The sequence below is a fragment of the Paraburkholderia sp. GAS333 genome (assembly GCF_050435665.1).
Classification (GTDB): Bacteria; Pseudomonadota; Gammaproteobacteria; order Burkholderiales; family Burkholderiaceae; genus Paraburkholderia; species Paraburkholderia fungorum_A.
The window spans coordinates 599250-611059 of sequence record NZ_JBNDKS010000004.1; the positions used below are offsets into that span (position 1 = coordinate 599250).

The following is an 11810-nucleotide window of genomic DNA, read 5'->3' on the forward strand; positions in this document are numbered from 1 at the left end:
GTTTGCTGCGTCCCGTCATCAGCCAATGGATGCTATGGCCGCAGACGCGCGCGCGCCGCGCCCGCAATACGCGCGAGCGTGTCCGCGCTCAGATGCGCAGCGATCTCTTCGACGTATTGGTGATGCCGCGCCTGAAGCGGCGCGCCGAGTTGCTGCGCGAGTAGATAACGGATGAGCGCAATGCGACGATGCCGCAACACGATGCTCTGATCGAGCAACGCGAGTGCGGCATCGGCATCGCCTTCGTGACACGCACGCTCGGTCAGACGTGTCGTGGCTAGACGTGTTGACGTCATGGGGTGCTGAAGGCGTTACGACTTGAGTTACGACACGAATTACGGCATCAACGGCTCAGCCGCATCGAGCATGATCTTGACGAAGTAGTCGGCGAAACTGCGGCGTACGATGATGTCGAAACTATCCGCGCCAGTGGGCAGCAACGTCATCGACGCCTTGAAATAGTGGCTCTGCGCGCACTGCCCTTCGCCGAACAGTTTGGGATGCAGGTCCAGCGGACAGCCGCGCGCCAGCACTTCCCGCACACGCGTGCCGCCGATTTCGAGCACGGTATAGCCGCTGCCGACATCCACCGCCGACGCAAATACCCCTGCAAACACGGCGCCGAATTTTGCCTGCAACGGCGCGGCGCGAGTCGCGTCATGCGCGGTGGCGGAGCGCACCAGCCATTCGTCAGGACCGAGCCACAGCAGGTCGTACCCATTGCCACGGGCAAACGTGTTCGCTTTCTCGGGCGGCCGGCAACCGATCACACTTTCCACTGCCTGCATAAACGCCGCGTCGCGGGTATCGCCGCGCAGATTCACCAGTTCCAGAAACGGCCGCTCGCTTAACCTGAACGCCGCCGATGACGTTGCCTGATGTTTTTTCAGCAGCGCGTGTGCGCCCACCAGCGGCGACTCCTGCCATACGCCGGTCTGTTTGCCGACAGCGCGATCCACCATCGACACCGTGCCGCCTGTTTCATTCCACATGTTGACGTGCTCCTTCGCTGTCATAGAACACCGAGCTGGTGACTTTGGCGGCAATCTGTTTGCCGCTGGCGAGCGGAATCGTGACCGTTTCGCCGATCTTGTCGAGACCGCCCTTGACGACCGCCATCGCAATCGAGCGCTTCAGGATCGGGCTGTAATAGCTCGACGTGACGTGCCCGAGCATCGGCGCCGTGTCGCCCTGGAACGGCCCAGCGACGATCTGCGAGCCTTCGGGAATCACAAATGATGGGTCGTCGGATAGCAGGCCGACCAGCTGCTTGCGCCCCGCCTTCGCCGTATCGGAACGTGTCAATGATCGCTTGCCAAGAAAGTCTTTCGACTTCGCGACGAGCCCGCCCATGCCGAGATCGTACGGCGTCATCGAACCATCCGTATCTTGCCCGACGATGATGTAGCCTTTTTCCGCGCGCAGCACGTGCATCGTTTCGGTGCCGTACGGCGTGATGTCGAATTCGGCTCCGGCGGACATCAATGCTTCCCACACCGCGCGCCCTACGTTCGCGGGCACGTTCACTTCATAGGCGAGTTCGCCCGAGAAGCTGATCCGCATCACACGCGACGCCGCGCCCGCGATCGTGCCCTCGCGATAACTCATGAACGGAAACGCCGCATTTGCAAAGTCGATGTCGTGGCAGACTTTCTGCAATACCTTGCGACTGTTCGGCCCGACCACCGCGAACGTGGCCCAGTGATCGGTGACCGACGCGAGACGCACGCGCATGTCCGGCCATTCGGTCTGCAACCAGCGTTCAAGCCACGTGAGCACGCGCGCGGCGCCGCCCGTGGTGGTGGTCATCATGTAGTGCTGGTCGGCGAGACGCACGGTCACGCCGTCGTCGAAAATCATGCCGTTTTCGTCGAGCATCAGACCGTAGCGGCACTTGCCGACCTCCAGCTTGCTCCACGGATTCGTATAGACCCAGTTGAGCAGTTTTGCCGAATCTGGGCCTTGAATGTCGATCTTGCCGAGCGTCGACGCGTCGAGAATACCAACGCTCTCACGCACCGCGAGCGATTCGCGCGCGACCGCCGCATGCATGTCTTCGCCCGCTTTCGGGTAATACCAGGGCCGCTTCCAGTTGCCGACATCTTCGAAGGCCGCGCCGTTTTCGACATGCCATTCGTGCACGGCCGTCTTGCGCACGGGATCGAGAAACTCGCCCAATTCGCGGCCCGCGAAAGTACCGAACGTTACCGGCGTATAGTTCGGCCGGAAAGTGGTCGTGCCGGTTTCGGGAATCGTTTTGCCGAGCGCCTGCGCGAGAATCGCCATGCCGTTGATATTGCCGAGCTTGCCCTGATCGGTGCCGAATCCCATCGCCGTATAACGCTTCACGTGTTCGACGGATTCGAAGCCTTCGCGCGCCGCGAGAAAGATATCGGCCGCCGATACATCATTCTGGAAGTCGACGAATTGCTTCGGCCCGCGCGTAGCCAGTTCGCGTCCGCCGACCAGCCATAACGGCTGCATCTTCGCTTCGGTCATCTCGGCCACCTGAACCGGATTCGGCCGCGCGACGATATAGCCCGCCGCGCGTGCAGCTTCGACGCCCGCATCGACGGCAAAGCGGATGCCTTGGCCCAGCGTGAAGTCGCCCGAACATGCACCGACGCTCGTTTCCGGCTGCATCGCCTTGCCCGGCACGAAACAGGCTTTGTCGTCGTGCCAATGCGCCTTGCCGCCCGACTGCGCGAACAGATGCAGCACAGGACTCCAGCCGCCCGACATCGCGAGCAGATCGCAGGACACATCGCCCTGTTTTGCACCGACCTGTCCACTGGAATACGACGCGACTTCGACCGAGGCGACCCGCAATTTGCCATGGGCCGCTGTAATCACCGCACCGTTCATCACTTTTATGCCGTGACGGCGTGCGAGCGCAGGCAAGGTTCCATTGGATTCCGTCGCGCGCGGGTCGATCACCGTCACTTGTGCGCCGGCTGCTTTCAGATCGAGCGCGCATTGATAGCCGTCGTCATTGTTCGTAAAGACCACGGCATTGCGCCCCGGCAACACGGCATAGCGATGCAGATACGTCGACACCGCCGACGCCAGCATCACGCCCGGCAGATCGTTATTGCCGAACACGATGGGCCGTTCATGCGCGCCGGTCGCGAGAATCACGCGTTTCGCGCGGATTTTCCACATCAGTTCGCGCGTGCCCTTACGTTGCGATACGGGCAGGTGTTCGGTGAGCCGCTGCGTCACCGTGACGAGGTTGTGATCCTGATAACCGAACGCCGTGCTGCGGCACAGAATCTTTACGTCGGGCATCTGCCGCAATTCGTCTTCGATCTTTTGTACCCATTGCAGCGCGGGCTTGCCGTCGATCTCCGCGCGGCACGACAGCAACGAGCCGCCGAGTTCCGGCTGATCGTCGACCAGCGTCACGCGCGCGCCGGACAATGCAGCGGCATGCGCAGCCGCAAGGCCGGTCGGTCCGCCGCCGACCACGAGCACGTCGCAATGAGCGAAGCACTTGTCGTAGCGATCCGCATCGGTCTGTTCCGGTGCTTTGCCGAGACCGGCGGCATCGCGAATCACTTCTTCGTATTTCGGCCAGAATTTACGCGGCCACATGAAGGTCTTGTAGTAGAAGCCCGCAGGAATGAAGCGTGCGATCTTCTGGTTGATCGCCATACGGTCTTTCTCGATGCTCGGCTTCGCGTTGACGCTGGTCGCCACTAGTCCCTGATACAACTCCACTTCGGTTGCGCGAGCATTCGGCACCGTGTAGGCGCCCGTTTCAAGTTGCACGACGGCATTCGGTTCTTCGACGCCTGCCGTGACGATCCCGCGCGGGCGGTGGTATTTCCAGCTACGCGCAACGAAATGCACCCCGTTTGCGAGCAACGCCGACGCCAGCGTGTCGCCCGGATAACCCTGATATTTGACGCCGTTGAAGGTGAAGCTCAGCGCAATGGCGCGGTTGATACGTCCACCGTTGGCGAGTCGCTCTTTCTGGCTCATGATGCTTTGCCCTCTTGTGGCTGAACCTGTGCAATGGCTTCGTTGTTATCCATCGAGAGCAACGGACGTCCGAACGTCTCATAGCTCTGGATCTCATAGCTCACCGTATCGCGCTGCGCCTTGAACCAGCGGCGGCAGCCCTGCGTATGCAACCATTGCTCGCGGTGCACGCCACGCGGGTTCTTACGCATGAACAGGTAGTCGCCCCATTCCTTGTCGGAGAGTTTTTCAGTGTCGAGCGGACGGGCGATATCGGCTTCGCCGCCGCAGGAAAATTCGGTTTCGGCGCGCGGCCCGCACCATGGGCATTCGATCAGTAGCATCGCGGGTCTCCGTTTAGTGGGCAACGGCAGCAGCGCCGTGTTCGTCGATCAGATGGCCGGTATAGAAACGATCCAGCGAGAACGGCGCATTCAATGGATGTGGCTCATCTCGCGCAATCGTGTGTGCATAGGCCCAGCCCGACCCCGGCGTCGCCTTGAAGCCACCTGTGCCCCAGCCGCAATTGAAGTAAAGCCCCTTCACATCGGTCTTACTGATAATCGGGCACGCGTCCGGCGACACATCCACAATGCCGCCCCACTGCCGGTTCATCCGCACACGCGAGAACACCGGGAACATTTCAACGATTGCTTCCAGCGTGCCTTCGATAATCTGGAAACTGCCGCGCTGTCCGAAGCCAGTGTATTGATCGACCCCGGCGCCGATCACCAGATCGCCCTTGTCGGACTGACTGATATACGCGTGCACGGCGTTCGACATCACCACGGTATTCACCACCGGTTTGATCGGCTCGGACACCAGTGCCTGCAACGGATGACTTTCCAGCGGCAAGCGCACACCGGCCATGTCGGCGAGTGTCGACGTATTGCCCGCCGCGACCACCGCCACTTTCTTTGCCTTGATAAAACCTTTCGTCGTATCGACGCCCGTCACCTGACTGCCGTCGCGGCGAATCCCCGTCACCTGACAGTTCTGCACGATGTCGACGCCCGCCTGATCCGCGCCGCGCGCAAACCCCCAGGCCACCGCATCGTGACGCGCGACACCGCCGCGCCGCTGGATCGACGCACCCAGAACCGGGTAACGGCTATTCAGATTGATCGTCGGTTCGATTTCCTTGATCTGCTCGGGCGTCAGGAACTCGGCATCGACGCCATTCAGCCGGTTCGCATTCACGCGACGCTCGGTATCGCGCACATCCTGCAACGTGTGCGCGAGGTTCATCACGCCGCGCTGACTGAACATCACGTTGTAATTCAGATCCTGCGAGAGCCCTTCCCACAGCTTCATCGCTTTCTCATAGAGTGCGGCGGACTCGTCCCACAGATAATTCGAGCGCACGATCGTCGTATTCCGCGCGGTATTTCCACCGCCGATCCACCCTTTCTCCAGCACGGCGATATTGCGCACACCGTGCTCTTTCGCGAGGTAATACGCGGTGGCGAGACCATGCCCGCCGCCGCCGACGATCACCACGTCGTATTCGCGTTTAGGCTCGGGGCTCTTCCACTGTCGCTCCCAGTTCTCGTGATACGACATCCCGTTGCGCAAGAGGCTGAATATCGAATAGCGGCTCATCGTTGGTCCTTGTGGAAACTCGTGCTGAATGCTGCGTCGTTGCTTGCTGCTTCGTTTCGTACTGCGTCGTTGCCTAACACTCGATGACGTTCACGGCCAGGCCGCCGCGCGACGTCTCCTTGTATTTCGTCTTCATATCCGCGCCGGTTTCGCGCATCGTCTTGATCACGTTATCGAGCGACACGTAGTGTTTGCCGTCGCCTTTCATCGCCATGCGCGCAGCGTTCAGCGCCTTGATCGCGCCCATTGCATTACGTTCGATGCACGGAATCTGCACCAGCCCGCCGACCGGATCGCAGGTCATGCCGAGGTTGTGTTCCATACCGATTTCAGCGGCGTTTTCGACCTGAGTCGGCGTGCCGCCCATCACCGCAGCGAGCGCCGCCGCGGCCATCGAACACGCGACACCCACTTCGCCCTGACACCCCACTTCCGCGCCGGAAATCGAAGCAGTTTCTTTATAGATGATGCCGATCGCCGCCGCGGTCAGCAGAAAATCGACGATGCCCGCGTCGTTCGATGCATGCATGAACTTCACGTAGTAGTTCAACACGGCAGGAATCACACCGGCCGCGCCGTTGGTCGGCGCGGTCACGACGCGGCCGCCCGCCGCGTTTTCTTCGTTGACGGCCATCGCGTACAGATTGACCCAGTCGAGCATCGACAGCGGATCGCGCAACGACTCCTCGGAGCGCGAGCGCAATTGCGCACAGAGATCGGCCGCGCGCCGCTTCACATGCATCGGACCAGGCAATTCGCCACGCACCTTGCAGCCCCCTTCGACACACGACGACATCGCGCGCCAGATTGCCAGCAGCCCCTCACGCACTTCATGCTCGGGACGCGACGCCGTTTCGTTGCGCAACGTCACCTGTGCGATGGAAAGACCGGTTTCGCGGCAGATGCGCATCAGGTCGTCGCCGGTACGAAACGGATACGGCACCTCGGCACCGGCACGCAAACCATTCACGCGATCGCCTTCGCGATTCACCACGAAGCCGCCGCCGATCGAGTAATACTCTTTCTCCACCAGCAGTTGCCCGTTTTCATCGAAGGCCTGAAAGCGCATGCCGTTCGGGTGCACGAAGCTGGAGCCTGGACCACCCGGCACGCCTGGCATCAGCTTGCGAAAAAATCCAAGCTGCTCGCGTTCGTCGAACGCCACGGCGTGCTTGCCCAGCAGATTCAGTTGCTTCGTCTCGCGGATCGCCTGCAAGCGCGGCTCGATCAGATCCGGGTCGATCAGATCCGGCAGATTGCCTTCGAGCCCGAGCAGAACCGCCTTATCCGTGCCGTGCCCCTTGCCGGTCGCGCCAAGCGAACCGAACAGTTCGGCCTTCACGCGGCGCACAAAGCCCAGCAAATTGGCATCTTCGATATGCGACGCAAACCGGCAGGCGGCGATCATCGGCCCGACCGTGTGCGAGCTCGACGGACCGATACCGATCTTGAACAGATCGAATACGCTGACGTTCATGGCGTGCCTTGTGCGTTGCAGTGCCGGGTTGGATAGGCCCCTATTGCACCGCACGTCAATTTGAATCGATAGAATAAAAACGGCATGACAGTGGGATAGTGGCGTCAACCAGGCGGTCGGCAAAGCGCTGCGGCGCATTTGCGATGACTTCTGACGCATTTGCGACAGGCGCTCAGACCGCCGCTAGCGATGCTGCTATTCTCCAATTCACCCCGATTCTCAATGCTCTGGCTGCATGCATGAATTCCGCTGAACCGCTTCCTCCTCAATCGATCGACGGCACGTCGAAGCAGCGCATTCGCTTCGGCATCATCCTGTTGCCGAACTTCACGCTGACCGCGTTCTCGGGGTTCGTCGACCTGTTGCGCCTGTCCGCCGACGAAGGCGATTTCAGCAAACCGGTGCGTTGCTCGTGGAGCGTCATAGGGGAAACCCTCGCTCCGGTGCGCGCGAGTTGCGGCATCCAGATCACACCGTGGGAAACCTTCGACAACGCCGAGCCGTTCGATTACGTCGTCGTGGTCGGCGGCCTGCTGCATTCCGGGCCGGCTGCGAACGACGCCACTCTGGCGTTCATCCGCCGGGCAGCCGCGGCCGATGCGACGCTCGTCGGCATGTGCACCGGCGTGTTCTCGCTGATGCGCGCGGGCGTGCTCGAAGGGCATCGCATCTGCGTGAGCTGGTTTCACTATTGGGATTTCATCGAGCGCTTTCCGTCGGTCAATGAAGAGTCGCTGGTCGCCGACCGGCTGTTCGTGATCGACCGGCGGCGCATCACCTGTTCGGGCGGACGCGCGTCGATCGACGTGGCGGCGGCGATTCTGCTGCGTCACTTCGAAACCGCTACGGTGCAGAAGGCGTTGCGTATTCTGCTGGTCGACGACATGCAGAAAGGCAATGCACCGCAGCCGCATCCACCGGGGCTCGCGCCCGCTGCGCATCCGAAAGTGAAACGCGCGATTCTGCTGATGGAACAGCATGTGGGCCGCTCTTTGCCGCTCGACGAACTCGCGCGCAAGCTCGACCTGTCGCCGCGTCAGCTTGAGCGGCTTTTCAAGGCGCAAACGGGAAAAGCGCCGCAGGCATACGCGAAGCAGGTGCGCTTGCGCACGGCTGCGTGGCTGCTGACAAGCTCAGATAAAACCGTGGCTGACATTGCATCCAGCTGCGGTTTTTCCGATGCTTCGCATCTGGGTCGGGAGTTCAGAAAACAGTTCGGCTTGCCGCCGGTGATGTACCGCGAACAGCGCGGCACGGCGGCGGAAGTGGAAGACGGTTCGGGCTATGACGAGACGTTTCCGGGGCGGGCGCAGGCGTTCTAACCCACGCCGACGCAACAGCGGCGCACTATGCGGAAACAGCCTTAAAAGTACTCACGCCGACAACCGCCGCTCCACACTCGGCGCATGTCCGAATTGCGCGCGATACGCCTTGCTGAAATGACACGGCGAATGAAAACCGCAGACAGTAGTAACCCGCGCAATCGACGCATCCGTATTACGCAGCAATTCCCGCGCGCGCCGCAAACGCAAGGTCAGGTAGTAATGCGTGGGCGACACGCTGAGGAACATCTTGAACATCCGCTGCAAATGACGCTGCGACAGATGCACGAGCCGCGCGAGTTCATCGAGCGATAACGGCTCCTCGATATTCGCCTCCATCAGCCGCACCACTTCGATCAACTCGGCGCGCGAAAAGCCGACACGTGCATCGACGGGAATGTGCTGATAATCGGTCGAGCCGCGAATCCGCTCGACAATGAACTGCTCCGATACCTGCGCCGCCACTGCATGCCCCAGGCGCATGCTAACCAGCTTCAGCATCAGATCGAGCGGCGCGGTGCCGCCCGTGCACGTCATCCGGTCGCGGTCGATCACGAACAGTTCGTCTGCGAAACGCACGTGCGGGTAGCTCTTGTGCAACGGCGACATGTCCTCCCAATGCACGGTCGCGCGATAACCGTCGAGCAGACCAGCGGCCAGCAACGCGTACGGTCCCGTGCAAATACCACCGAGCGGAATGCGTTGCGACGCGACCTCGCGCAGCAACGCGATCACCGCGTCGTCCACGTAATCGCGTACATGCCAGCCCGCGCAGACGAACAGCACGTCCGGCATGCCCGCTTCAGCCAGCGTCGTGGTCGGCTTTACCGTGATGCCGTTGCTCGCTCGCGCCGGTTCGCCGTCCGGCGTGATCACCGACCAGCGGTAGTGCTGCGCGCGGCCCACGTAATTGGCCATGCGCAGCACTTCGACCGCGCTGGTGAACGCGATCATCGAAAAATTCGGCAGCGTCAGGAAGCCGACGTGCGCGAGACTGGATAGCGGCGAATCCGCTTCAGGCTCGACCGGTGTCATCGCGTCGCGCTTCATCGGCGGCTCAACCGTGTTGCGCGGCCGGCTCGCGGCGCACTTTCATCACGTTGCGCAGACCGGACAGCAGCGGCGCTCTTGCCATACCGGGTGCCCGCCCGAAACTCTCGGTGATGCGGTCGAGAATGATCGCGAGCATCACGACGGAAAGACCGCTTTCGAAGCCGAGCCCGATATCGAGCCGCTGAATACTTGCGAGCACGTCGTTACCCAAACCGCCTGCGCCGACCATCGACGCAATGATCACCATCGATAGCGCCATCATGATGGTCTGGTTCACGCCGGTCATGATCGACGGCAGCGCGTTCGGAAACTGCACCTTGTAGAGCAATTGCCACGGCGTGCAGCCGAATGCCTGCCCTGCCTCGACAATCTCGCGGTTCACGTGTTTGATACCGAGCGACGTGAGGCGCACAGCGGGCGGCATCGCAAAGATCACCGTCGACAGAATCCCCGGTACGCGGCCGAGGCCGAACAGCATCGCGGCCGGAATCAGATAGACGAATGCGGGCATGGTCTGCATCAGGTCGAGCACCGGGCGCACGATCATTTCGACGGTGCGGCTTTTCGCGGTCCAGATGCCGAGCGGCACGCCGAGCAACAGACTGATCAACGTCGACGACAATGTCAGGCCGAGCGTGATCACCATCTGATCCCAGAAGCCGGTGCCGTAGATCAGAAGCATCGCGAGCAACGTGAACAGCGCGAAACGCCAGCCCACGCGCCACAATCCGATGCCGACGAAAATCGCCATCAGCGCCCACATCGGCACGGCTTGCAAGCCGTGCTCGACCATCGCGGCAAAACTCTCGATCACCTTGCCGATCGAATCGAAAGTTTTTGCGTCGTGGTCCAGCAGATAGTGAACGCCGTGATCGACCCAGGCGCCAAGTGGAATGACTTCAGACATGGGAACTCCGATGGCGCGTGAGAACGTTGAGGACGTTCGTCTTGTTGACCGAACCGCAATAAGAGCCGTCCGCTTCGACAACCGGCAGTGGCGCACGACTCGCCACCACGCGTTCGACCACATCGTCGAGCGGCGTGGTACGGCGAATACATTCGATCTGGTTCAATTGCGGCGACGCGCTGCCCATCGCATCGCGGCACACGAAGCCGCGAATCCTGCGCTCGCTATCGAGCACGAACGCGTAGTCGGCGCTGCCGTTGAGCGTCGCGGCGACGCTCGATGCGTCGATCTGCGGCGAGTGCTGCATCAACGGCACGGCGTCGGTCTGCATCAGATCGCCGGCGGTCAGATAGCGGCTCGTGTCGATACCGTCGAAGAACGCGCGTACGTAATCGTCGGCGGGATTCGTGATGATTTCCTGCGGCGTGCCGACCTGCACCACGCGGCCGCCTTCCATGATCGCGATACGCGTGCCGATGCGCATCGCCTCTTCCAGATCGTGCGACACGAACAGAATGGTGCGCTGCTGTTCGCGTTGCAGATCGAGCAACACGTTCTGCATTTCCTTGCGTTTGAGCGGATCGAGCGCGGAGAATGCTTCGTCCATGATCATCAGCGACGGGTTGACCGCCAGTGCCCGCGCCAGCCCCACCCGCTGCTGCATACCGCCCGACAACTGCGCGGGCAGCTTGCCGGCGAACGGCGCGAGGCCGACCTGTTCGAGCACGGTCATCGCGCGCTGCTCGCGTTCCTTGCGGCCCACGCCCGCCACTTCGAGCCCGAACGCCGCGTTCGACAGCACGGTGCGTTGCGGCATCAGCGCGAACGACTGGAACACCATGCTCATGTCCTTGCGGCGCAGCGCGGTCAATTCGGAGCGCGGCACGCTGGCGACGTCGCGGCCGTCGATCAGCACCTTGCCCGCAGTGGGTTCGACCAGCCGATTGATCAGGCGAATCAGCGTCGACTTGCCCGAACCGGAAAGGCCCATCAACACGAAGATCTCGCCTTCTTTCACGTCGAACGACACGTTATGAACGCCGACGATCTGACCTGTGCGCGAGAACACTTCTTCTTTCGTTGCGCCGGCGGCCAGCATCGCGAGCGCTTCTTTCGGGCTAGTGCCGAACACCTTGCATAGCCCTTCGACCACGACCTTCGGGGAATTCATCGAGCGATCTCCTTTGTCGGCGGGAGTTAGCGCTTTAGCGCTTACTCCCGCCCCATGCAAAGCTGTCGACCAGAGTTAGCGTTTCAGCGCTTACTCTGGTCCCATGCAAAGCTGTCGGTGGGAGTTAGCGCTTTAGCGCTTACTCCCGCCCCATGCAAAGCTGTCGACCAGAGTTAGCGCTTCCGCGCCTACTCCAGCCCAACGCAAAGCCATTACCGGCGTCGCAGACGTGTGTCCGCGCTGTGCATACATAGTTGCCAGAAAAAAGTACGCGTTGCCGACTATTTGCGACAACCACATGAGGAAATACGACAC

At 61.4% G+C, this 11810-nt stretch carries 10 protein-coding genes; 1 reads left to right on the top strand and 9 read right to left on the bottom strand.

The genetic code is table 11. The features are described from left to right. Window positions 1-32 precede the first annotated feature (32 nt). The 6 genes from ABH945_RS24615 to ABH945_RS24640 form a co-directional block, all read right to left on the bottom strand. Window positions 33-296, bottom strand: coding sequence for a hypothetical protein (locus tag ABH945_RS24615; RefSeq protein ID WP_074768404.1), 264 nt, complete (start codon window positions 294-296; stop codon window positions 33-35). A gap of 39 nt (window positions 297-335) precedes the next feature. Beyond that, a complete protein-coding gene (locus ABH945_RS24620) occupies window positions 336-992 on the bottom strand; it encodes a sarcosine oxidase subunit gamma (protein WP_074768402.1) in 657 nt (218 codons plus the stop codon). Then, a complete protein-coding gene (locus ABH945_RS24625; RefSeq protein WP_429252240.1) occupies window positions 982-3984 on the bottom strand; it encodes a sarcosine oxidase subunit alpha family protein in 3003 nt (1000 codons plus the stop codon). The genes ABH945_RS24620 and ABH945_RS24625 overlap by 11 nt, the downstream gene beginning before the upstream one ends. Further along, window positions 3981-4307 carry a sarcosine oxidase subunit delta gene (locus ABH945_RS24630; protein WP_074768398.1) on the bottom strand — a complete coding sequence of 109 codons (327 nt, stop codon included), beginning with the start codon at window positions 4305-4307 and terminating at the stop codon, window positions 3981-3983. Before ABH945_RS24630 ends, ABH945_RS24625 begins: the two co-directional genes overlap by 4 nt. 13 nt (window positions 4308-4320) lie before the next feature. Continuing rightward, window positions 4321-5565, bottom strand: a complete 1245-nt coding sequence (locus tag ABH945_RS24635) for a sarcosine oxidase subunit beta family protein (protein ID WP_074768396.1) — start codon at window positions 5563-5565, stop codon at window positions 4321-4323. A 73-nt stretch (window positions 5566-5638) separates the two neighbouring features. After that, window positions 5639-7042: an L-serine ammonia-lyase gene (locus tag ABH945_RS24640; RefSeq protein WP_429252241.1), complete on the bottom strand. Its 1404-nt coding sequence runs from the start codon at window positions 7040-7042 to the stop codon at window positions 5639-5641. Between the two features lie 239 nt (window positions 7043-7281). Here ABH945_RS24640 and ABH945_RS24645 point away from each other — a divergent pair, with 239 nt between their 5' ends. After that, entirely contained in the window at window positions 7282-8364 is a 1083-nt protein-coding gene (locus ABH945_RS24645) for a GlxA family transcriptional regulator (protein ID WP_074771093.1), read from the top strand. Between the two features lie 51 nt (window positions 8365-8415). On the opposite strand, the gene ABH945_RS24650 is transcribed toward ABH945_RS24645, so the two are convergent. From ABH945_RS24650 to ABH945_RS24660, 3 genes are read right to left on the bottom strand one after another with little or no spacing between them, the layout of a single operon-like run. Beyond that, a complete protein-coding gene (locus ABH945_RS24650) occupies window positions 8416-9414 on the bottom strand; it encodes a GlxA family transcriptional regulator (protein ID WP_074768392.1) in 999 nt (332 codons plus the stop codon). A gap of 7 nt (window positions 9415-9421) precedes the next feature. Further along, complete coding sequence (gene choW / locus ABH945_RS24655; RefSeq protein WP_074768390.1) at window positions 9422-10324, bottom strand: choline ABC transporter permease subunit; 903 nt, start codon at window positions 10322-10324, stop codon at window positions 9422-9424. Then, entirely contained in the window at window positions 10317-11495 is a 1179-nt protein-coding gene (locus ABH945_RS24660) for a quaternary amine ABC transporter ATP-binding protein (protein ID WP_429252242.1), read from the bottom strand. The genes choW and ABH945_RS24660 overlap by 8 nt, the downstream gene beginning before the upstream one ends. Window positions 11496-11810 lie beyond the last annotated feature (315 nt).